The organism is Pseudomonas sp. NFACC24-1 (genome assembly GCF_900115235.1).
Taxonomy (GTDB): Bacteria; Pseudomonadota; Gammaproteobacteria; order Pseudomonadales; family Pseudomonadaceae; genus Aquipseudomonas; species Aquipseudomonas fluorescens_AA.
The window spans coordinates 1-22,737 of sequence record NZ_FOVS01000018.1 but is presented as its reverse complement, the minus strand read 5'-3'; the positions used below and the strand labels follow the sequence as shown (position 1 = coordinate 22,737).

The 22,737-nt window shown below is 52.5% G+C and carries 18 protein-coding genes and 5 pseudogenes; 18 read left to right on the top strand and 5 right to left on the bottom strand.

Annotated features, from left to right (window positions below; translation table 11 throughout):
- Positions 1-24 precede the first annotated feature (24 nt).
- The 10 genes from BM317_RS17500 (at position 25) to BM317_RS17455 (ending at position 12,722) form a co-directional block, all read left to right on the top strand.
- Positions 25-1,665, top strand: coding sequence for a GMC family oxidoreductase (locus BM317_RS17500; protein WP_092475429.1), 1,641 nt, complete (start codon positions 25-27; stop codon positions 1,663-1,665).
- A gap of 98 nt (positions 1,666-1,763) precedes the next feature.
- The gene (locus BM317_RS17495) at positions 1,764-2,942 is read left to right on the top strand and encodes a cytochrome P450 (RefSeq protein WP_092170195.1); all 1,179 of its coding nucleotides are present in this window, start codon (positions 1,764-1,766) and stop codon (positions 2,940-2,942) included.
- A gap of 37 nt (positions 2,943-2,979) precedes the next feature.
- Complete coding sequence (locus BM317_RS17490; RefSeq protein WP_092170190.1) at positions 2,980-3,807, top strand: SDR family NAD(P)-dependent oxidoreductase; 828 nt, start codon at positions 2,980-2,982, stop codon at positions 3,805-3,807.
- A gap of 92 nt (positions 3,808-3,899) precedes the next feature.
- Positions 3,900-4,826, top strand: a complete 927-nt coding sequence (locus BM317_RS17485) for an MBL fold metallo-hydrolase (RefSeq protein WP_092170186.1) — start codon at positions 3,900-3,902, stop codon at positions 4,824-4,826.
- 121 nt (positions 4,827-4,947) lie between these two features.
- Positions 4,948-5,757: an SDR family NAD(P)-dependent oxidoreductase gene (locus BM317_RS17480; RefSeq protein WP_092170182.1), complete on the top strand. Its 810-nt coding sequence runs from the start codon at positions 4,948-4,950 to the stop codon at positions 5,755-5,757.
- A 44-nt stretch (positions 5,758-5,801) separates the two neighbouring features.
- Complete coding sequence (locus tag BM317_RS17475) at positions 5,802-6,968, top strand: serine hydrolase domain-containing protein (protein WP_092170178.1); 1,167 nt, start codon at positions 5,802-5,804, stop codon at positions 6,966-6,968.
- A gap of 99 nt (positions 6,969-7,067) precedes the next feature.
- The gene (locus BM317_RS17470; protein WP_092170175.1) at positions 7,068-8,303 is read left to right on the top strand and encodes a cytochrome P450; all 1,236 of its coding nucleotides are present in this window, start codon (positions 7,068-7,070) and stop codon (positions 8,301-8,303) included.
- Between the two features lie 83 nt (positions 8,304-8,386).
- A complete protein-coding gene (locus tag BM317_RS17465) occupies positions 8,387-9,355 on the top strand; it encodes a SphA family protein (RefSeq protein WP_092475428.1) in 969 nt (322 codons plus the stop codon).
- Between the two features lie 84 nt (positions 9,356-9,439).
- A complete protein-coding gene (locus tag BM317_RS17460; RefSeq protein ID WP_092170167.1) occupies positions 9,440-10,393 on the top strand; it encodes a PDR/VanB family oxidoreductase in 954 nt (317 codons plus the stop codon).
- 178 nt (positions 10,394-10,571) lie between these two features.
- The gene (locus BM317_RS17455) at positions 10,572-12,722 is read left to right on the top strand and encodes a methyl-accepting chemotaxis protein (protein ID WP_092170163.1); all 2,151 of its coding nucleotides are present in this window, start codon (positions 10,572-10,574) and stop codon (positions 12,720-12,722) included.
- A 402-nt stretch (positions 12,723-13,124) separates the two neighbouring features.
- On the opposite strand, the pseudogene BM317_RS17450 reads toward BM317_RS17455, so the two are convergent.
- From BM317_RS17450 to BM317_RS17435, 4 genes and pseudogenes are all read right to left on the bottom strand, one after another.
- Positions 13,125-13,789, bottom strand: a pseudogene (locus BM317_RS17450) (IS5 family transposase); the annotation flags it as partial.
- Between the two features lie 3 nt (positions 13,790-13,792).
- Positions 13,793-14,173: pseudogene (locus BM317_RS17445) on the bottom strand (transposase); the annotation flags it as partial.
- Positions 14,174-14,234: 61 nt separating this feature from the next.
- Positions 14,235-14,570, bottom strand: coding sequence for an IS66 family insertion sequence element accessory protein TnpB (gene tnpB / locus BM317_RS31175; protein WP_139236043.1), 336 nt, complete (start codon positions 14,568-14,570; stop codon positions 14,235-14,237).
- Positions 14,567-14,899 carry an IS66-like element accessory protein TnpA gene (locus BM317_RS17435; protein WP_256574161.1) on the bottom strand — a complete coding sequence of 111 codons (333 nt, stop codon included), beginning with the start codon at positions 14,897-14,899 and terminating at the stop codon, positions 14,567-14,569. The genes tnpB (BM317_RS31175) and BM317_RS17435 overlap by 4 nt, the downstream gene beginning before the upstream one ends.
- Before the next feature lie 1,017 nt (positions 14,900-15,916).
- Between BM317_RS17435 and BM317_RS30190 the strand changes: the two genes are divergently transcribed.
- Positions 15,917-16,648 carry a hypothetical protein gene (locus BM317_RS30190; protein WP_139236042.1) on the top strand — a complete coding sequence of 244 codons (732 nt, stop codon included), beginning with the start codon at positions 15,917-15,919 and terminating at the stop codon, positions 16,646-16,648.
- A 1-nt stretch (position 16,649) separates the two neighbouring features.
- Entirely contained in the window at positions 16,650-16,850 is a 201-nt protein-coding gene (locus BM317_RS30185) for a hypothetical protein (RefSeq protein WP_139236041.1), read from the top strand.
- Between the two features lie 626 nt (positions 16,851-17,476).
- Here BM317_RS30185 and BM317_RS17425 read toward each other — a convergent pair.
- Positions 17,477-18,202 (bottom strand): hypothetical protein, encoded by a 726-nt coding sequence (locus BM317_RS17425; protein ID WP_092475425.1) that lies wholly within the window; start codon positions 18,200-18,202, stop codon positions 17,477-17,479.
- A gap of 602 nt (positions 18,203-18,804) precedes the next feature.
- Here BM317_RS17425 and BM317_RS31170 point away from each other — a divergent pair.
- From BM317_RS31170 to BM317_RS31160, 6 genes and pseudogenes are all read left to right on the top strand, one after another.
- A pseudogene (locus tag BM317_RS31170) lies at positions 18,805-18,993 on the top strand (transposase); the annotation flags it as partial.
- A 197-nt stretch (positions 18,994-19,190) separates the two neighbouring features.
- Positions 19,191-19,535: an IS66 family insertion sequence element accessory protein TnpB gene (gene tnpB / locus BM317_RS17415; RefSeq protein ID WP_092143378.1), complete on the top strand. Its 345-nt coding sequence runs from the start codon at positions 19,191-19,193 to the stop codon at positions 19,533-19,535.
- 35 nt (positions 19,536-19,570) lie between these two features.
- Positions 19,571-21,076: an IS66 family transposase gene (locus BM317_RS17410; RefSeq protein ID WP_092475423.1), complete on the top strand. Its 1,506-nt coding sequence runs from the start codon at positions 19,571-19,573 to the stop codon at positions 21,074-21,076.
- Between the two features lie 27 nt (positions 21,077-21,103).
- On the top strand, positions 21,104-21,664 hold the full coding sequence (locus BM317_RS17405) for a plasmid pRiA4b ORF-3 family protein (RefSeq protein ID WP_256572757.1): 561 nt from the start codon (positions 21,104-21,106) through the stop codon (positions 21,662-21,664).
- Positions 21,665-21,694: 30 nt separating this feature from the next.
- Positions 21,695-21,925, top strand: a pseudogene (locus BM317_RS31355) (DNA polymerase V subunit UmuC); the annotation flags it as partial.
- A gap of 605 nt (positions 21,926-22,530) precedes the next feature.
- Positions 22,531-22,737, top strand: a pseudogene (locus BM317_RS31160) (IS4 family transposase); the annotation flags it as partial.

Here is a 22,737-nt window from a genome sequence, read left to right as displayed (position 1 = left end):
TGCGTCTGGAATGAGGAGCCGCGGGTGTACGACTACATAATCATTGGAGCAGGTTCAGCCGGTTGCGTGTTAGCCAATCGGCTGTCTGCAAACCCAAGCCATTCTGTCCTTCTGTTGGAGGCCGGCGAGAAGCCAAAGGGGTTGTGGGCTTCTATGCCAGCCGGGGTGTCTCGGATCATTTTGCCTGGGCCGCTGAACTGGGCGTACCAATCAGAACCGGACCCCAGCCTGGGGGGGCGGACGATTTATGTTCCTCGCGGGAAGGCGTTGGGCGGTTCCAGCGCGATCAACGGAATGGCATTTCTTCGAGGACATCGGGCTGACTACGACCAATGGGAAGCGCTTGGGAATCCAGGCTGGGGTTGGAATGACGTCCTGCCATTTTTCAAGAAAATTGAGCACCGTGCCGAGGGCGATTCTCGGTTTCGCGGCCGAGATGGTGAGCTGTGGGTTACGGACCCTGTCTTCAAACATCGGTCCTCGGCAGCGTTTATTGAGTCATGTGTGGCAGCCGGTATTGAACGACTCGAAGACCTGAACTCTCCCGTTCCTGAAGGAACTGGTTTCCTTCAGTTCACCATCAAGGATGGTAGACGCCATTCGGCAGCGGCTGCCTTCCTGACACCGGTACTGGATCGGCCCAACCTGCATGTCGTTACTGGCGCGACAGTCGAAAGGCTGATCGTGGGAAACGGTCGCGCCATTGGCGTCGAGTACAGACGTGAAGGCGAAAAGGTGGTCGCTAACGCCTTCGAGACGATTCTCTCGGCAGGTGCAATTGACTCACCGAAACTGTTGATGCTTTCGGGTATCGGTCCATCCGAGGAACTGGAGCGCAACGGTATTCCGTTGATCAGTGACCTGCGTGGCGTCGGCCAGAACCTACACGACCATGTGTATGTGCACTCGGGTATCGAGACCGACCGCCAGGCTTCATTGAACAAAGACCTGCGCGGTATTCGATCCTTGTTACAGGGCGCGAATTATCTGCTCAGAGGCAAAGGCAGTTTAACGATGGGGGCCTCTCAGGCCGTCGCCCTGACCAGGGTTTTGTCAGGTTCTAACCGCCCCGATACGCAGATCAACTATCGGCCATTGAGTTGGCATTTCAACAAGCAAGGGCTCGTCGAAATCGGAAAGGACAATGCAGTCACCATCTCTACGTGCCAGCTAAATCCCCGCTCTCGTGGCCGGCTTACGCTCGCCTCCAGCAACCCCGATGACGCTCCTCGAATTTACCCAAATTATTTCGGTGACGAGCGCGATATGGCTGCAGCTATCGCGGCTGTTCGAAAGGTCCGAGAGATCGTTGCGAAAGGGCCGTTAGCCCAACACGTGAAGAACGTAACGCCGCCAAATTCGCTAAGTGATCAGGAGATCGCAGATTACATCAGGCGAGAAGGCGCGAACTCGATGATGCACTGGGTTGGCTCTTGCAAGATGGGTTCGGACGCCATGGCTGTGGTGGACGAGCGCTTGCGCGTCCACGGCATAGCAGGGCTGCGAGTGGTTGATGCGTCTGTTATGCCAACCATCACCTCCGGGAACACTAATGCTCCAACAATCATGATCGGTGAAAAAGGTGCCGCAATGATCCTAGAAGATCGAGGGCATGCGTGGGCAGAGATTCAGGTGCGGCCAATGGCAATAGGCAGCTCAACGTAAGCCTGGAAGTACGACGGGCGAACCCCGACGTAGGCCAGTTTTTCCCATAACAAAAAAGCCAGAACTCATTGGTATCGACGATACACCGGAGAAACAAAATGTCTTCGACAACTCATGTGCCCAGCTCGTCGTTGGACCCTTTTTCGGAAGAGGCAATTGCAGCGGGACCGCAGTTTTTGATCGACTTGTGTGAGTCCGCACCCATCATCTGGCTTGAGAAGTATCAGGCGTATTGCACGGGTCGCCACGATCTCACTCAGAAGATCCTCCGCGATTGGCAAACCTTTACCTCGACCATCAAAGCCTTTGGGCCTCGTGAACATATCCCGAACATTCTGGTTGCGGAGGATCCACCGGATCACGCCGCCCATCGTGATCCTATTATGAAACTGTTCACTCCCGTTGCCTTGGCCAAGTATCAGGACTATTTCGATCAGTGCGCTGATGTTCTGGTTGAGGACTTGGTTCGGAGAGAGTACGTGGACGGTTTCTCTGACATTGCGGCCAGCTACGTGCTGAAGGTGTTTCCCGATGTCCTGGGTCTGAAAACCGTAGAGCGTCGGCGTCTGCTGGATTTCGGTGATCTTGCTTTCAACTCCACCATGCCAATGAATGATCTCTACAAAGAGTGCAAGGCTCGCAGTGGAGATGTGCTGGAGTGGTTCAACCAACAGTGTGTGCGTGCTGCGATCACTACTGATGGTATTGCCTCTGAAATCTATGCACTCGGAGACAAGGGCGAAGTTTCTGCTGATACCGCCTACCTTCTGGTTCGAGGTGTATTCACGGGTGGATTCGATACAACTGTGCTGTCGATTGCTTCTGGCCTCAAGGCATTTGCGGATAACCCGGAGCAATGGGACAAGCTGCGTGTCGACCCAGATCTGATGCGCCCTGCATTTGAGGAAGTCATCCGTCTGGATCCTCCGTCCAGATTTTTAGGTCGTGGTGTAACGACTGACACCGAGCTAGCCGGCGTCGCATTGAAGGCCGGTGATCGTATTGCGTGCTTCTTGGGAGCGGCAGGGCGTGACTCCCGTAAGTGGGAGCGTCACGACGCATTCGACATCGCCCGTAAAGGGGTTATGGGCCACACATCGTTTGGGTTCGGCCTGCATTCATGCTTGGGGCAAGCCGTCGCGCGGATGGAATTCAAGGCAATCATTTCTGCACTGGCGAAGCGAGTTCGACGAATCGAGCTAGTGGGCGAGCCTGTTCGGAATATCAACAACCAGGCCAGTGGTTGGAAGTCTCTGCCATTGAGGCTGGTCGGCTAATCGAGCAGTAATTCGATGAACTCGCGGAAGATTGATCATGAAGTTTGAAGAGGCTTTTTCGGTAGCAGGTGCCACTGTCATCGTGACCGGTGCGGCCAGTGGGCTAGGACTCGCGTTCACCGAGGCAATGGCGGTGGGCGGCGCGAACGTAGTAATGCTCGATTTGAACCCTCGACGGCTGAGTACCCAGGCTGATCGTCTAAAAGACCTGGGGTATTCGATAGCGTCTCACGTCCTCAACGTGACTGACCGAAAAGCCGTCGACCTTATCTACGATCAGGTTGCGGCAACGTATGGCGGCATTGATGTGGTTTTCTCGAATGCAGGTATTGATCCTGGGCCAGGGTTTGCTGCGCTCAACGAAAACGGTGAACGTGATTCTGCCAACTACCTGGAACAGTACGCGGATGTCAGGTGGCAGAAGGTCATCTCCGTCAGTCTGGACGCGGTGTTCTACTCAATTCGAGCGGCAGCGCGCCATATGAGACCCCGTAAATCTGGTTCGATCATTGTCACCACATCGGTTTCGGCATTGAGGCCAGCCGTCACGCTAGGTGCTGCTTACGCGGCGGCCAAAGCAGGAGCCGCACAGTTGGTTCGTGCTACCGCTTTGGAGTTGGCAGGCGACGGGGTACGAGTCAATGCCATCGCCCCAGGCCCCTTTGAAACCGACATCGGCGGCGGCTTCATGCACCAGGATGAGATCCGGGCAAAGATGGCTGCTGGCGTGCCAATGGGGCGGGTCGCTGATGTGGAGGAAATAAAACCCCTGGCGCTTTATCTGGCTTCCCGTGCATCAGGTTTTGTAACCGGGCAACAGTTCGTAATTGACGGTGGCCTTTCCCTGTCTGCTGCCAGGGCTTGATCGCTCCAAACACTACGCAACGTTACAAGACCCCATGAGCTCGCTCAGGGTTTGTAGCAACCGCTTTGCCACGTGATTAGAGAGGACGAACAATGAACGATAAAATGTCCGCACTTGATACGGGTGCAGTTGTGAACCCAGGCTGGTATCGATTCAAGCTGGGTAGTTTTGAAATTACGGTCGTGTCAGATGGGCCTATGCCTTTGAAACCTCCGTCTTCCGGTTTTTCCGACGCGCCGTTGGACGAAGTGGATGCTCTCCTGACAGAGAACTTTTTGCCGACCGATCAGCTGCTGCTTGGCATGAATGCTCTCGTGATCAATACCGGAAAACGTGTGGTTTTGGTCGACACCGGAATGGGCGAAAGCATGGGCGAGTTGAGCCATATGTTTGGCCCCTCTACCTGCCATCTTCTCTCCAACCTTGTAGCTGCTGGATTCCGCCCTGAAGACATTGATGTCGTGGCGATCACGCACGCACATCCAGACCACTGTTGGGGGCTGGTGGACAACGAAGGTAAGCGAGTTTTTCCAAATGCCCAGGTGGCCATCGCGCAGGAAGAACTCGACTACTGGTTCGATAAGAACAATCGGTCCATTTCGTACTTTGCTGAGGTGAGCGTTGATGGCGCAATCAAAAACCTCACTCCCTACCTCGAATTCCTGATCATTGTGCGTGATGGCGAAGAGGTCGTTCCTGGGATTAAAGCTCTGCTCTGCGCTGGCCATTCTCCAGGTCATAGCGGCTACGTCATCAGTTCGGGCGAGGATGTATTGGTAACGACCGGCGACCTGGCACATCACTACATCCTTGCCATGAAGCATCCAGAGTGGCGCATCAGCTACGACACGAATTCGGATATGGCAGTGCAATCACGTCGGCGCATCTTCGACATGCTCGCTGATCAGAAGCTGTTAACACACGGTTATCACTTTCCATGGCCTGGCCTTGGACATGTCGTGAAGGAAGATGAGGGGTATCGATGGATTGCTGCTCCTATCTATACCTATCTGATCTAAAGGCTCTCTCGATATAGGAAATAAGCAACTAGACATTTAACTGTACCATAGTACAGTGAGTGTATCGGAAAATACCAAAACGCAGGCGACCTACGCCTGCAATAACAAGAGAGGTAGGAGTATGTCGTTTCAAGAGAAGGTGGTCGTTCTCACTGGCGCTGCTTCCGGCATCGGGAAAGCAACGGTTCAGCTGTTAATCGAGCAAGGTGCCAAGGTGGCTGCATTGGACCTCAAAGGCGAGCAACTGCTGGAGGCGTTCGGGAAAGATCCACGCGTACTGTGCATTCCAACCGACGTTAGTAACAGCGATGCCGTGCGCGCGGCATTTCAAACCATTGAATCGACATTGGGTCGCTTGGATGTGATCGTCAATGCCGCCGGCATCAACGCGCCAAATCGCGAAGCCAATCAGAAAATGGTCGATGCCAACGTTGCAGCACTCGACGCGATGAAGAGTGGCCGCGCCCCAGTCTTTGACTTCCTGGCAGACACCTCGGACGAAGACTTCCGTCGTGTGATGGAAGTGAACTTGTTCAGCCAGTTCTACTGCATCCGCGAAGGTGTACCGCTCATGCGCCGTTCTGGCGGCGGCAGCATCGTGAACATTTCCAGCGTTGCTGCGCTGATGGGGGTTGCGATGCCTCTGTACTACCCGGCATCCAAAGCAGCAGTCCTGGGTTTGACGCGCGCCGCTGCTGCCGAACTGGCGCCGTACAACATTCGCGTCAACGCGATTGCCCCAGGTTCAGTTGATACCCCCCTTATGCATGAGCAACCCCCTGAGGTTGTCCAGTTCCTCGTCAGCATGCAGCCGATTAAGCGATTGGCCAAACCCGAGGAGCTAGCCCAGAGCATTTTATTCTTGGCAGGTGAGCACTCGTCCTTCATCACTGGTCAGACGCTCTCGCCTAACGGCGGGATGTACATGTAAAGGCTGCTGCAGTTTCTAACTATAAAAACGTAGGGGTTTTAACCATGTCTTTCAAAGCAGGGTTTGACGCTCGTGCTCTCGAACGAGTCGAGTCGTCTCTTCGTGAAGACGTTGAGCGTGGTCTCATCGACGGTGCTGTGATCAAAGTTGCTCGGCACGGCGAAGTCGTACTCGACTCGGCAGTAGGTTATGCGGATCGCCACGCAGCAGTGCCGATGCGTGAGGATTCCGTTTTCAAGGTGTTGTCGCTGACCAAAGCATTTACGACCACACTGGTACTCGAAGCCATTGACCTTGGCTTGCTCTCCCTTACCACTCGCGTGGTGGATGTAATTCCTGAGTTTTGGGGCAGAGATCTATTCCGCAGCGGTCGAAAAGAGCGTGTAAACGTTGGGCACCTGCTGACCCACCGTGCTGGTCTTTCGCCTACGCCGCAGCCGCTTCCTTATGATCGACTTCATGTCTTGAGCGAAACGATTCAGGCAGTTTGCGAACTGGATGTGGTCGGCGAACCTGGAAAAGCCTTCAGCTATTCACCCACCGTCAATCATGCGTTGTTGGGTGAAATGGTTCGGCGCGTCCACGGCGCAGAAAGCTTCGCTGACCTGCTCGACAAACGCCTCTTCCGTCGCTTGGGCATGGCATCCACATCGTTGGGACCAATTCCCCAAACCGCTCAGCGCCGTGTTCCGCTGACTTCCAACTTCCCAGACGGTGGTTGGTTGACCAATGCTGACATCAAGGCTGTTGCTGATGCGATTGAAGCACCAGGCTCGCAGATGCCGTGGGTTGGTGCCATGACTTCTGCACCGGATGTTTTTGTATTTGCTGAAATGCTTCGTCAGAACGGTACTGGCAACGGTGAGCGCGTTCTCTCGCCGGCTGTAATCCGCAAAGCAACGACGCTGCAAACCGGGAATGCGATTAACGATTTGTACAAACTACTTGCAGATATGCGCCACTGGGATGTTCCGCCAGGAAACATGGGGCTGGGTTACGCCTTGGCCGGCGATGGGTTGACGGTGTCTCAGTTTGGGACACTCACATCCTCAGGAACCTATGGCAATTTCGGAGCGGGATCGACTCTGTTCTGGGTGGATCCAGAATCGCAAATTACCTTTGTGTGCCTGACTGCAAAAGTGATGGAAGAGAGCGAGAACATTTTGAGATTCCAACGTTTATCCGACTTGGTTGCTTCAGCAGCGCTCTAACCTAATTAGCCAATATCCGTGGTCAGTAAATCACTCACTATTAGCTCAGTGAGATGGAATAGGCTGGCCTGGACTTAACACGACCGGAGAACAATAAGAATGGAACAGCTCGATAGACCAGCTCCGCCCGCGGATTTCAATCCGTTAAGTGAGCAAGGTTTCAAAGATCCAGCTTCGATATGCCAGCGAGCGCGAGAAGAAACGCCAGTGTTCTTTTTCCAGCCGCTAGGTGTCTGGATAGTGACTCGCCGCGAGGATGCCGAAAAGGTGCTCAGTGAGTGGGAGACCTTCTCCTCGCTCGCCAATTGCCCTGAGGTGCCGGAAGAGTTTCGCGGGCGCTTTGCACCTTCGGTAATGGCTGACTCCATTGTGGCAATTGATCCACCTCGACATACCGAAGCCAGAATTGTGATCCAGCGCGGGTTCATGAAGCAGAAGATCGATCCACTTGAGCCCATTATTGAGGCACGTGCGAACGACATTCTTGACGGTTTGGTTGGGGAAAACTCGACCGATATCATGACCAACTACTGCTTGGAGCTAACGACTCGAACCCTGATGGCGCTCTATGATTTGCCGTCTGAGGACCGCCCCCTGTTTGAGCGTATCCGTGACGTTTCCATCAAGGTATTGGCAAGTACTTTCGAGCCGATGCACGAGCCTGAGAAGTCGAAGGTATGGGACGAGTATGTCTCTGGATACGAATACTTCTATCGATTGGTAGAGGCTCGCCGGAATTCGGAAGCGCGCGACATCATTTCGACTATGGCATCCCAAAAGGACAGCAGCGGGAATCCGGCGCTGACCACAGAGCGGATTGCCCTGCACCTTGTTGAAATTGCATTTGCCGGTACTGATACCACAGCGCAGATGATGGCGAACGCTATTCTGTTCTTGGATAGCCATCCCCAAGCGCTTGCTGCAGCTAAAGCTGATGCTGCCCTTTGGTCTCGAGTCTTCGAGGAAACCGTACGCCGTCGTCCATCTGCTCCTTTTGCAGGCCGAGTGACCACGAAAGAGGTCGAGATTCGTGGGGTCAAGATCCCTGCAGGCTCTCCAGTCTGGGTGTCGTTGGCCGCAGCCAACACTGACCCGAGACATGTTGGCTGCCCGATGGATTTTGATATCAACCGTTCATCCCCGCAGGATCATTTAGCGTTTACCAAAGGTCGGCATACCTGCCCTGGTGCGCCACTCGCACGACTGCAAGGGGCAACTGGGTTGCGCGTGCTATTTGAGCGTCTACCAAATCTTAGAGTTGTACCAGACCAACCATTGAATTTCGCTCCCATGGCGTTGTTGCCCGTGCGATTGTCGTTACAGGTGTGTTGGTAACAAGGTAACAAGCTGTTCTGAAAGCGAATTAAATAAAAACAATAACTTGCTGACATCCGTTCTACGGATGGAGAAGATCCTCTATGAGTCGTAAGTATGCAATTTGCGTTGCACTGTTGGCAGCTCAGGTTTTTTTGGCGACCTATACCGATGCTGCGGAAAACATCAAACCTGCGGGTCCAATCGGTGGCACAGATATTCGACAAGCCATATTGCCTCCTCCTGGCGTGTATGCCGTAGGCATTGGGGTTGGTCTTGGGTTTCCAGAGTATTGGACTGAAGACAAAGACTTAGACGCCAAAGGCGGTTCTCGAGTTTTCGGCGTTGGTGGTGCGATTGTTTACGACACGGAGGTTTTTGGGGGCAACATTGCCTCTACTGCTTTCGCTAGCTATGAGCGCACATGCTTTGGATTCAAGGGCGGAAAGACGACGTGCTCCGAGGGCCAAGGGGATGTCTATTCGGACGTTTTGATGTGGTCGAGGAACTTTCCCCTGGGTTATGAGCGATCTAAGACAGCGCCTTGGATTCCCTACGGTTTGAACGTTTTGGTTGGTTTTGGCGTGACCCTACCAACCGGTAAATATGACTCTTCGAAAATGATCAACGTGAGCGCGAACGTCTACGACTTTGCTCCGAACGTGGCACTTACATATATTGTTCCTAGTATCTTGGGTGATCAATTTGGCGATGCAACAGAGTTCAGTGCGCGAGTTTTCTATAACAAATACACTGAAAATCGTGATACGAATTACCAAACAGGCGATATTGTCAGCATGGACTTTGCAGTGTCTCAGCGATTTGGCCAGTGGCAAGTAGGTCTTGCAGGAACTGGCTTTGTTCAAATCGAAGACGACGATATTAACGGCATTATTCCTTCAAATAATGGCAATCGTGCGAAGTCACTTTCGCTAGGTCCAGTTGTATCTTATGACTTTATGGTGGACAACACTCCTTGGAACCTCACGCTCAAAGGGTTGGTGGGAATTGATGGTGAAAATACCGCCGCGGCAAGAGGTGTGGTTTTGAAGCTTGGACGGAAGATCTGGTGATGTCGTCCGTCGCTAGGTGCAGAATTCTTAACTTAGCGACGAATATATCATCTGTGGCCTTCTTGCCTAAAAGAGAAAATTTTTATGAGAAAATGGTTAGAAGTTGAAGTCTTCAGGCGTGATGACGTAACTGACTCAATCAGTATATTCGAACTTCGTCACCCCAACGGCGAGGCCTTGCCAGCCTTTACCGCTGGAGCACATATAGATGTGAAGGTATCAGATGGTCTCATCAGGCAATATTCATTGAGTAATGATCCCATTGAGACCAGCCGATATGTTATCGCCGTGCTCAATGAGCCTGTGTCTCGTGGGGGATCAAAAGCCATTCATGAAACATTTCAGCAAGGAATGCTGATTTTGGTCGGCGAGCCTCGTAATTATTTTCCGCTAGAAGATGCCGATGACACGTTCATCTTGGTGGCCGGAGGAATCGGCGTAACCCCTATTTTAGCAATGGCCCGCGAGTTGCGCCGATTGGAAAGGACTTTTGAGGTGCACTATTGCATCCGCTCCCGTAGCACCGGGGCTTTTCTCGATGTGTTCGAGAGCCCTGAGTTCAAGGATTTCGTCATCTTACATATAGATGATGAGACAAATACACCAGGGCTAAATATTGAGGAAATTGTTAAGACTGATAAGAGTCGATTATATATTTGTGGTCCCGCAGGATTCATAAATTGGGTACTTACCACTGCTGAAGCATGCATGCCAAACGATCGCATCCATCGGGAATCTTTCACCGCTGCTCCAATCGAGGCGCCTACGGACGAAGGATTTGAGGTGGAGATTGCTAGCACTGGGCAGAAGTTTTTTATTCCAGCTGATAAGTCTGTTTCCGCCGTTTTGGAAGAAGCTGGTGTCGAGGTTTTGGTATCATGTCAGCAAGGAATATGTGGTTCTTGTATTACCAATATTCTTGAGGGTGAGCCAGACCATAAGGATTCCGTACTGAGTGAAAGCGAGCGAAAGTCAGGGAGGCTATTTACACCATGTTGCTCTCGTGCGAAATCGGCCAAATTAGTTTTAGATCTATAAGGATATTTTAGCGTTTGGTTTTCTAGAACTGCCGGGCTTTGTTCCGGTAGTTCAGAAAAAAAACGATGTACTTTTGTATCTGTTGTAACTCTTTGGTTTAAATTTTCGCCTCCTTACCACAACAATAAGCCGGCATGGGAACTTCGCGCCCTTACATTCGCAATCTTGGGAGAATACGATGTTTGTTTCCAAACTATCTATCCAATGGAAGATTGTTTTTCTTTCCGGGCTTAGCCTTGCCGGAGTTATTGCGCTTTTAATGGCGGTATCATTATTTCGAATGGAGTACAACTCTGATCTTGTAGGGGATAGCAGCGCACGTATGCTTACAGAGGCTGCTCAGGCACGAATCGAATCACAAGGCCAAATGCGAACGTTGATGATAAGCAAGGTTTTTACAGATGCCTATCAATATGGGAACGGATTCAGCCGCCACTTGCAACAGTTCTTGCAGGAGCATTCGGAGGCTCGGTTAAATGACGCTACTTTCCTGCGTAAAAATTTAATTATTCAAACTAGAACCGTTCTTCAGGGTAATCCTGGTTTGCTAGGGATTTCCTTAGTATTTAAGAATGATTCAATCGATAAGAAAGATGCTTCGTTTGTAGGTGATTCTCAGCTTGGCAGCAATGAAATTGGTAGGTATGCCTTTTCATGGTCTCAGTCAGCGACAGGGCAGTTATTATTTAGATCCATCTCTGAGAGCCAGATATCCGGCGATAATTCGGAGTCAAAGGTCTTTGGGGTGGTTAATTCTAATATTTGCTCGCGCGAAAGTGTTAAGCCCTGTGTTAAAGAGCCTTATTTTTCGGTCATTAATGGGCAGAAAATTCTGATAGCGAGTATTCGTTTTCCATTGGTTGAAAATGGTGAGTTAATAGCTACACTGTCTGTTGATATTGGTCTGGATAGTTTGCAGGACCTAAGCCGATCAACCAGTCGTGATCTCTATAACGGACAAAGCATAATTAGCATTTTGAGCGCTACTGGGAAGTTGGCCGGTTATAGCTTGGACGTTTCGAGGCTGGGAGAGTCATTTCAACAGGTTGACGCTATCGACGGAGCATCTCTTGTTACTGCTCTGGGACGAGAGAAAGGTATCACTGCACTTCAACGTCAGTCGCGATTAAAAATTCTTGTACCGTTCACGCCGATTCCTGATGGAGCACCTTGGGGGATTCTCTTGGATGTTCCTGAAAAAGCTCTCCTGGAGCCTGCTGAGATACTCAAAAATGAGCTTCTGAAGATCAACGAAACTGGCAGTCTGGTCGAGCTAGGTGCCGGAATGGTGGTGGCATTTATTGGCCTGGGTTTGATATGGCTGATGGCTCTAAAAGTGACTCGTCCAATACTCAACATTTCTGAGATGTTGAGGGATATCGCCAGCGGGCAGGGTGACCTTACTTCACGCCTGCGGTACAGCCAGGAGGATGAGCTGGGGCAGTTGGCCACGTGGTTCAACCGGTTTCTAGACAAGCTCCAACCGACTATTGCGGATGTGAAGCTGCAAGTTGCCGATGCTAGGGTGACGGCGACCCAATGTGCTTCCATCGCCAGCCAGGCCAGCGCTGGTATGGAACGGCAGTACCGTCAGATTGATCAAGTTGCCACTGCCTCTCAAGAAATGAGCGCAACAGCTCATGACGTCGCGCGAAGCGCTGCCCTCGCTGCGCAAGCAGCCCGAGATGCTGACCAAGCCACGCGTGTGGGTTTAGAAGTCATTGATAGAGCTACAGCCGGTATTGAGCAGTTGGCAAAGGAAATGGGGAACTCAATGGGCCAAGTTGAAAGCTTGGCGGTCAGCAGCGAGAAAATTGGTTCCGTGCTGGAAGTCATCCGCTCAATTGCAGAGCAGACAAACCTCCTTGCCCTCAATGCGGCTATTGAGGCTGCTCGTGCGGGAGATGCCGGCCGCGGGTTTGCTGTGGTTGCGGATGAAGTGCGTAGCCTTGCACGCCGTACCCAAGAGTCAGTTGAAATCACCCGAAATGTTATCGTGCACCTCCAGCAAGGAACAGAGACTGTAGTCAGCGCAATGGGGCATACTCAAATACTCGCTAATGTCAGTGTCGAACAGGTTAGTCAGGCTGTGGTTTCTCTGCGTCAGATCGAAGATGCAGTAACCGTTATTTCTGACATGAATCTGCAAATTGCCAGTTCTGCTGAGGAGCAAACTGCTGTGGCCGAGGAGGTCAACCGCAGCGTGAATAGCATTCGCGACTTGACCAGTTTGTTATCGGATCAGGCCAAAGACTCAGCACGTATTAGTCACTCGTTGGACAGCTTGGCGAACCATCAGCAAAATCTGATGGATCAGTTCCGAGTCTGAAGGTTGACGGAGTGCCGAGTTTTTCAAAGCTCTCAGATAATACTAATACACCGAGCTTTTGGTGAAAGCCGCGCCCTCCCTTTCCGCCCTGAGTGTGTAAAAACGTCGAGCCAAATCATTGCTATGATTTCTGAGAGTTTCATCGCAAGCAATTATAAGAAGCTGTTGCGGTTTGCGTGATTGCAGATGGCGTGGAACCACACCCCAATGACGATATCGCGATAGGAGAAGAGACAGCCGGTAGCATCGTTGTGCGTTGCCATTGTGTGCATCCTTTTACGCTAGTGCTAATCTGAGTTTGATTGTGTAATCACCCAGTTTTGCCTGCTGAATACGCTCGGTTTTCGATGCACTCTCTAATCTCTTTCAGTCACATAGCGACAGTATGCGCGCCTAGCCGACCTAGGCACTGTACGAAAAATACTGTCTCAAACGCCGCATGGCGCAAGCCAGTGAGATCATCGCCGCATAACTTTTCGCGAGCTTGTCGAAGCGCGTGACGATGCGGCGGTTCTCCTTTAGCCAGCCGAACATGCGCTCAATCAATAATGTTGCGCTGTCGGTATTTGGGGCGATCAAACAGTCTCGGTAATCCCGGCTTGGGTTTGCGCTTCATCGTGCGCAGCGGGATGACCGGCTGCATCTGATAGCGGTCGCATTAGCGCCGCAACGCTTCGGCGTCGTAGCCTTTGTCGGCCAGCAACCATCGGCAGCGCTTGCGAGGGCGCCCTCGCAAACTTGGGATGTGAGCGGTATCCAGCAGCGGCTGTGCATAGGCAATGTCGCTAGCTTGCCCGCCGGACAGTAGAAAGTTCAGCGGTACGCCCTTGGCATCGCACAGCATGTGTATCTTCGTCGTCAGGCCGCCCCGGCTTCGTCCGAGGGCATGGTCTTGCGGTTCTTCAGGCCCCTTTTTTCCCAGCACCAGAAGAGGCCCGGGTTGCGCGTACCGCCGTGGAATCGATCATTCAAGTCTCCAGATCAATTAACCCTTGCTCGTTCAATCTAATGTGAAGCCGCTTAAGCATCCGGTCGAATGTCCCGCGATTGCGCCAGTCACGAAAGCGCCCGCACTGGGTGTTTTCTGGCTCGTGACGGATCACTGTACGTGGGAACTGCGGTGGCAGCGGCGCACGCTTGGGTTTCTGACGTAGCTCGTCCGGTGCAGGTGGCGGATTGACCGTCTTCAGCTCGGCCTCGATGGCCGCGATATCAGTGTCGAGCAGGTCGTCGAGCAAGCTACCTTGGTTAGGGCTTAGCTGTTCGCTGCGCTTGGCGAACTTGTGTCGCTTGAGGATGGCGATCTCATGAGCGAGTTGCTCGTTGACCGTTTCAAGGCGGTGGATTTTCTGGCCCATCGAGTCGACCTGGGACAGCAACTGCAAGGCCTGTTCGGCCAAGGCACGTAGCTGTTCCGGCGTCATTTGATCGAGATTGGGCGAGGAAGTCATACTGCAGATTGTGCCAGAGCCGGAAGTCAGCAGCGATAAACCGATGGGCTAATGGCAGGCGTTACAGCACTGTGATCAAGCCGCCAGCACCGACCCGCTGCCATGGCAAGCCCAGTACCAAAGCCTGAAGTTGCTCGTTATCGAGTTCGACCCCCGATCCGTGCCGAATGCCGGGCCAGTGAAACTTGCCTTGATTCAATCGTCGCGCCGCCAGCCAGATACCCACGCCGTCATGCACCAGAACTTTCATCCGATTGACGCGGCGATTGGCGAACAGATAAGCGCAGTGCGGCTTCGCCGCACCAAACACGGCAATTACCCGGGCTAACGCCGTTTCGGTGCCGGCGCGCATGTCCATCGGTTCGGTGGCGAGCCAAATCGCATCGATTCGAATCACCGCAACAGGTCTCGCAGAAAGGAGGCACAGGCGGCAGCGCTTTCGGTCGGCCAGTTTACTTTGACGGTGCCACGCGAGTGCTGGATTTCAACGCAGATGCTCGATGACGGAGCCTGGGAATGCCCTCCGGCGAGCTGCAAAGGTAGCGGAATGAAAGCAGGTTGCAGCTCCATGGCCTTGTTCGTTTGTACCCGAATCCATTTATGGACGAGGTTCGCGTTAAGGCTGTGGTGCTGCGCGACGCTGGCAATCGACGCGCCGGGCTGAGCGCACTCTTGGACTACCTGGGCCTTGAAGGGTTTGGAATAGGATCGGCGTTGTGGCTGCATGAAAGACCCGCTTAAAAGGCTAGAAATGGTGTCCACCTAAATTAGGTGGACACCATCGCCTTTGGCGTCGGAGTCAGGAAGGTGAGTTGGCCGGACGGTTACCACCCAATGAAAAATCTCACTCTCCCACTGAGCGTATTCGTCGAAGCTGTGAATCGCCCCTGATTTCATAGACGCGCTCAATTGTCTGACTTTTGCCAATTAGCCAGTTCTGAATGACGGAAGCGGGTCGGAAGTCGCCTGACCCGACCGGCGGCTTTTGGCCGATTCCTGCCCTCCATGAGGTGCAGCTTTGGGTCGGTTGCCGTCCTGCGCGACGGGCAAAAAACGAGTCATAGCTACCCCTCACTGATTTTCTTGGGTATTTACAAGCCGTTGCGAATAACGTGGGCAATCGCCTCCCTAGCCGGTCAGTTAACCCTTTCAAACAGGGTTGTTCTACAGCCTTTTGGATGGACCTGACTCTATGTCCTCTATGTCGTGCAAACCAACGAGAAAAATATTTTTATTCGATACTATTGAAAAAAAAACAAATAGATCTACGCTCAAAACTGCCTAGAGTACACCACCGAAATTAACATAGGTGTATCAATAGTGAGACATTAGAAAGCAGTTAGGTGGCGCTAAATTTGAGGATGCAAAGTTGCGAACTAAATGCGGGGTGATCCTGTGCGCAGCATTAATATTTAGCGGGTGTCAGTCGCAGGGCCGGGGCGTAGCAGATGGCGAACCTGTCACGCGATATTACGGTTTTTTTAAAACCTCCGCACCCAATCAGGTAATGGACGGCGGTCGGTTGGGCACATATGAAATTTCTGGGGTCGGTGTGCGCGCTGATAACGGAATCGCAATCGGATATGTTCACGAAAAAATACTAAGCATACCATTTGATTGCCGCCTTGTTATTTTAGTGAACGATACGCAGCAATTAAACCAGGCACTTGAAACGCTGGAAAAACTTCAGAGGGAAGGAACATGCACGGGACGACAGTAGCATTAACTTACATAGGAGTGTTATTGCTCGCTACTACTGGCTGTAGCACACCAAAACATTCCAATACACTGATTTTTGGGACAAACACAAAAATCGCGTTAGACGTGTCCCAAGATCCCGTTAACGGCGTTGGAGTCACCTTAGGGTACAAGCGCCAGGAAGCAGTATGGATGCCACTACTCGCTAACAAGCAAAGTGGAGGTAAGCTTGTCCCTCAAGACTGCTCTAGCGAAAACTGCAAACGGTTCGTCGGAACTAGTGGTGGCGGCGGCGGCGCAGGTCCGGATGCCGAAGACACATATTCTGTTCTGGCAACATTTCAAGGCGAAGCTGCTGGTGAAGCAGGTACTGCCGCGTCCGTACCTAACGCAAAGGCAGGCGGTTCTCTAGCGCAGTATTTCGCGACCGGTTTCGCGGCAAGGTTGCTCGCAGGCAGCGGGTCTGGAGTTGTGAATACTGCCGGTAATTCCATCCCCGCCAACTCAGTCTCACCGGAAATACATGAAGCCAACAGACTAAAACAGCAATCTCAGATTGCCGTAATTAATAAAATAATGGCAAACATTTCAGATGCAACTGGAAAGCTCGATAAAACGAAGAAGGATGCGTTGGTAAATAAGGCAACCTTCTCCAGCGAGAATACCAAACAAGCGCTATTGCGGGAGACGTCTGGCCCTAACTTTAGAGATCTTTTGCTTCTTTCATACAACGGAACCGCCAAGCCACTAAATGACGCCCTAAGCGGAGAGCAATAAAATGACTCAGTTAGCAATACAGATCTGTGACTCCGAAGACCAAGCAAAAACCCAAGCAGATTTCTACCACCTGGCCGGATGCAAGGTTGAGCCAATTTTTAGTGTAAGAACTGTTTCAGTGATAGCCCCTTCAGGAGAGATAGAAGTCTTCGGTGACCAAGACGGCGATGACCGTGTGTGGGTGGTGCAAGTGTATAAATAGCTAAATCACTCATTACCATTACACACATGCTGAGTAAGGTTGCGCTGACACAAGCACTCAATGAGGGGGAAGCCATGAAAACCAAATGCCGTCGTTCCAATATCATCCTGTTTCGTTTGTGTCTATGAAAACGCTAGTTGATCTTTCCTGCGGAAGCAGGAGTTTTTTCACCCCAAACAGGACTCTGAGTACGGCAGCGCCGTCCTATCTTTATGCCAGAGCTAATGCGCGCGATGGGGGATCGCCTCTAATCACCGACTCATGCACCATGACCTCTTACGTCCGGTCGCTTAGCGGACACCCGCGAAAGACCGCTATTGGCCGATGGCTGCCCGTTACGAAGGGCAGTAGTCGGCCAAAAGCAGACCTTCATGCGCTACAAGTTCGAGCGCAGCAACACGCCGATTACGCTGAAGATGTGGATCTTCCCCGGTACTGACCTAGCTGATTGCTGCCTTTTGGGAGAGACCGCTTTGGGCCGATTTTTGGCGGCTAAGACTTACCCGTGCGCTTGTCATATCCGATGCAAATGTTTGGTCAATTCGAATGCCAAGAGGTGGTCAAATCAATGCAATTACCCACCTGAACAGGTGATGCTGCCCTTCATGTACACGAAGACCTTTGTTTTAAGTCTTGTCTGCCTCATCTGCGGCGGTTACCGCCCGCTCACCGATATGCCGCTCATAGGAATCAGCCAGCATGTGAAAATATTTGAAAGAAAAGCGCAAAGTTTTCATTGAGACTTTGAATTCCTTGCCGTCTTCATAACCGCCGTTGTGCGTGTAAGAATTTCTGGCCTTTAATAGAGCGTTGTAATAAAGAACTTCCTTCTCATGAGCCTTTGGGAGTGGCAACTCGAACAACACATTGCACAGCCGCGTCACCTGCGTCGGGTCATGAAAGGTTTTTTTCTTCAACTTTAAAATCAATTCATCACGGGGGCAATCGACCTTAAGCCCAAGATAACTCTTGTCTTCGGGCAGAAGATTCTTCAAGTTTGATGCAGCCTTGGTCGCAAGAGCGTAGGACTGGCAGCAAAGGAGAAAAAAATCATGAACCAGTCCCTCATACGCCGAGACCAACCCTACAAGAAGAGTCCCACGTGAAAACCTGTCCTCTGGGCTATCGCTGAGCGTAGGGAACATCTTCTCCAGTGATACGATGCTTGACTTATAACGTTTGAGTATAGATGGCGATCCATCGACTACATCCCACCACGCGAAAGCTTTATCATATGCCGCGCTTTGAATTTCCTCGAATCTGAGAATCTCCTGAATTTCTGCATCTAGAGCATCAAGCTCCCGCATTGACTCATCAATATCGAATTCGTCCTCAATGAATTCCTCTGGCATAGTAATTACTTCCTATCCTTGATAGTGCGTATATTATGTTTTATATAAATCTTAACGCAGACCATTCAATGTTTTAGTTCGATGTAAAGAGACATTGGGCCAGCGCCCTGCATCATGAACGATCCAGTGATGAACATCCAGCCGCCGTCCTGTCCAATATCCTTAAAGATGTATGTGTTGGTCGCTACGTGGAATAAAACCTGCATCTATGGCTTGGCAGCAATGTCGCAGAAGTCAGCCGCTGCTGGAGGGGGGGGCAGCATCCCGGCTTCAGCTTTCGTTTCATTATATCCCGGAGCCTAAATCTGTCCGCTTTTGGCCGAAAACTGCCTGTCACGAATGATTCCACTAGGCAACGAGCTGTGCTGTCCGCGGTCAACAGTAGATTTCGGTATGGACAAATTAGACTCTGAAAGCCCTTCACAGGGGGATGTCCATGGCCATGGTGTATTCAGCGGGAAACTAGAGTCGGCGCGGGTTTCACTCATGTCCATGGGTTGACATCTTTCCTTTACATCGATGAGGCTTTTGCGTAACCGTCCGCCCAGCACCCTCTCCTGACAGCCCTCCAAATTGGCCAAGATAGTGGACACCATTTTTTAGTGGACACTATCTTGGATACGGTTGCCCCAGCCCGTCGAGCGGGTCGTCGCCCCAACTTCCCGCTCGACTTTAAACGCCGAGTCGTCGAAGCCACCTTCCAGCCCGGCGCCTCCGTGTCGTTGATCGCTCGCGAACATGACGTCAATGCCAACTTGGTATTTCGCTGGCGGCAACAGTATCAGGAGGGATTATTCGGCCCGGTTAGCCAGGGTATAACGCTCTTGCCCGTTCAGATGATCGAGACGCCAATGGATCTGGCGCAAGTCGTCCAGCCACCGGCAGAGCATTATTCCGAGATCGCAGTTGAAGTAGGAAAAGCCAAGCTGTGTATTACGGGTGCACCCGATCCGCAGACGCTGCAACTCGTCTTGCAGCAGTTATTGCGATGATTGCTCCTCCTGCTGGAACCCGTATCTGGATCGCCGCCGGCGTCACTGACATGCGCCGTGGCTTCGACGGATTGGCGGCTTTGGTGCAGACCCAGCTGAAAGCCGATCCCTTCTCCGGTCAGATCTTCGCCTTTCGTGGACGACGCGGTGACCGGATCAAGTTGTTGTGGTGGGATGGCGACGGCTTATGCCTGTTTTGCAAACGGTTGGAACAAGGGCGCTTTGTCTGGCCGCAAGCAACCAGCGGCAGCGTGTCGCTGACGAGCGCGCAACTGTCGATGCTGTTGGAGGGCATTGATTGGCGCAGGCCAATTCGTACAGCACCTGTCCTTGCGGTCTGACTTGCCGCACTGAAAAACCCCAGTAACATGCGGTCATGACTCTCGTGACCGACTCTATGCCCAATGATCTTCAAGCTTTGAAGGTTCTGGTCTCTGCCCAGCGGGCAGAGATTGAGCGCTTGAAGATGATGATCGCCAAACTGCGTCGCACACAGTTCGGTCGCAGCTCCGAGCAACTGGACACCATGATCGACCAACTCCAGTTGAGTCTGGAGGAGCTGGAAGTCAGCCAGACAACACTAACGCCTCCAACCGAACCGCCACTTCGTACCGTCCCTCGGCGCAAGCCGTTACCTGAACACCTGCCTCGCGAAATCCACGTCCATCAGCCCGAGTCGCAATGCGCTGACTGCGGTGGGAAGCTTTGCCATTTAGGTGAGGATGTGTCCGAAGTGCTGGAGTATGTTCCGGCACGTTTCAAAGTCATTCGCCATGTCCGTCCAAAGTGGGTTTGCCAGTGCTGCGAGCACATCGCCCAAGTGCCGGCGCCGAGTCGTCCGATAGCCCGAGGCCTCGCAGGCCCAGGGTTGTTGGCCCATGTGCTGGTCTCGAAGTTTGTCGATCATTTGCCGTTGTATCGGCAGTCCGAGATCTACGCCCGCGAGGGCGTGGATCTGGAGCGCTCGACTTTGGCCGACTGGGTCGGCCAAAGCAGCCAGTTACTCAGGCCGTTGGTCAACGCGCTCAAATCTCACATCATGAGTGCCCATAAGGTCCACGCCGACGACACACCCATTGGCGCACTCTCACCTGGCACCGGCAGAACCAAAACGGCGCGCCTATGGACGTATGTCCGCGACGATCGTACCGCCGGATCCACAACGCCAGCGGCAGTGTGGTTTGCCTACTCGCCGGATCGCAAAGGACAACATCCCCGCGCTCACCTCAAGAACTTCAGCGGGATCTTGCAGGCGGACGGCTACGCTGGTTTTGCTCAGTTATATAGCTCGGGCAGCGTTCAAGAGGCCGCCTGCTGGGCTCACGCCCGGCGTAAGTTTTACGACGTTTACAAAGACCAGTCCTCGCCGCTTGCCGCCGAAGCGTTGCAACGAATTGCGGCGTTGTATGCCATTGAAAGTGAGGTTCGCGGTCAACCGCCCGACCGGCGAAAAGCAGCTCGGCAAAGCCGAGCCGGCCCACTGTTGCAGCAATTGCACGTGTGGCTTAGCCAAACACTGACTCAGCTGTCGAAAAAATCGGCATTGGGTGGTGCGATTTTCTATGCCCTGAATCGGTGGCAGGCACTGGTGCGCTACTGCGATGACGGGCGGATTGAGATCGACAACAACGCTGCCGAACGAGCATTGCGCGCCGTCGCGCTAGGCAGAAAAAATTATCTGTTCGTCGGCTCCGATGCCGGTGGAGAGCGAGCTGCTGCGATTTATAGCCTAGTGGGCTCTGCCAAACTCAACGACCTGAACCCGCAAGCCTATTTGACCCACGTGCTGGAGCGAATCGCCGAGCACCCCATCAACCGGGTAGAGGAACTGTTGCCCTGGAACGTTTCCCTTAACCCCCTCGAACACAGCGAGGCTGCTTGACTCATGCCCAAAACGATTTCTCCGTCCATGATTAAAACCGATCAGGTTCTGGTGCTGCACATCGAATTTAAATGGATAAAACCTTCGATCTGGCGTCGAGTTGCAGTGCCTGAAAACATCACCTTGAGCAAGTTGCATCAGGTGATCCAGGCTGTGTTTGGCTGGAGCGACACGCATCTGCATGAGTTTGAAATTGATGGTGAAAGTTACGGTGTGCCTGACCCGGATTGGGGCCCGCCGGTGATTTCTGAGCAGCGTAAAAAGCTGATCAACGTGTTGTACGGGAAGAAGACGTTTCGTTATGTCTACGACTTTGGCGATAACTGGGAACTGCGCATCAAAGTCGAGAAAACCTTGCCCGCGATTATTTTCCCGCAGGTGCCGTGTTGCATCGATGGGGCCAATAGATGCCCGCCGGAAGATATTGGCGGTGTGGCTGGTTATGAAGAGTTTCTGGCAGCGTTGGCAGATCCGAATCATCCCGAACATGAAGAAATGTCGGAGTGGTATGGGGATGATGGATTTGATCCGACGGCGTTTGACTGCGATTGGGTCAACCAATGGCTGAAGAAGCAGGTGAAGGCCTGATCAGCAAGAGGGTGTCGGGCGGACGCTTACGCTTTTGCGGACCTGACGGGTATTGAGGGGCTGGATGCTCTCGGCCGTAAGATCCGCAGTCATGTGCTGCGCTGCACGGGAATTCCGGTTGGGGTTGGCATTGCTCGTACCAAGACCTTGGCAAAGCTGGCGAATCACACGGCCAAGCGTTTGCAGGGGCAGACGGGTGGGGTGGTCGATATCTGCGATTCGTTCAAGCGCGACTGGATGCTGCGCAATACTGATGTGTCTCCTAGCTACAAAAGCCGTTTGTCTCGGCTCAATGGACTGAAGCTAGGCGTATCGGCTACAGACCAGCGCGCACCGACATGCACGCGTGTGGTGTGGGATTTCTTGGGCACTCATATTGATCAGGAGGATGCGCTGAAGAGGACTCGATTGTACCGGCCCGAAGATTCGAGATTGGATGCCGATTTGCGTGAGCGTTTATCGCGGACGGAGTTCGAGGGAGGGACATTTAGGCTGGTGTCATCATAGAACCCGTGCGGTCTTTTTATCGGGCCAGAACCTGGGCATTAGGAAGGCGATCATCCGTTAATGCCTCTGCTACCTGTACAGCGTGATCTACAAGTCTAGGAATCACTATCTACTCCCACAAATAATGGGAAACCTCATATTCCGTAGGGTAACTAAATTCGAGTCTCGTTTCCCGCTCCAATTATTTTCTATAGACTTCCATTGAAGTAGGTAGAAATCCAAAAAAAGAGGCTTCGGCCTGAATGGCACTTACTTAACAGCTAACTAGCTGATACGACTGCGAAAAAATGAAAAAAGGCTGGCCTTGGTCTACGGTGATAGTTGCGAACACACACCGATCAAGCAAGGACACAGCCCGAGTGAATCGTAGACGCCAAATCGTCCGACATCAACAGCACCGTATGCGCCAGCACGCCACGAACAGCAATGCTCATGCTTTCTTCAAGCTGCTCTCCGATCCTGAGTTATTGCGGGGTGTCGAGTCATCGATACCCAAGCATCGCCAGCGGCTATTTCCCCCGACCGAAACGCTGTCCATGTTTTTGTCCCAGGCAATGAGCGCCGAC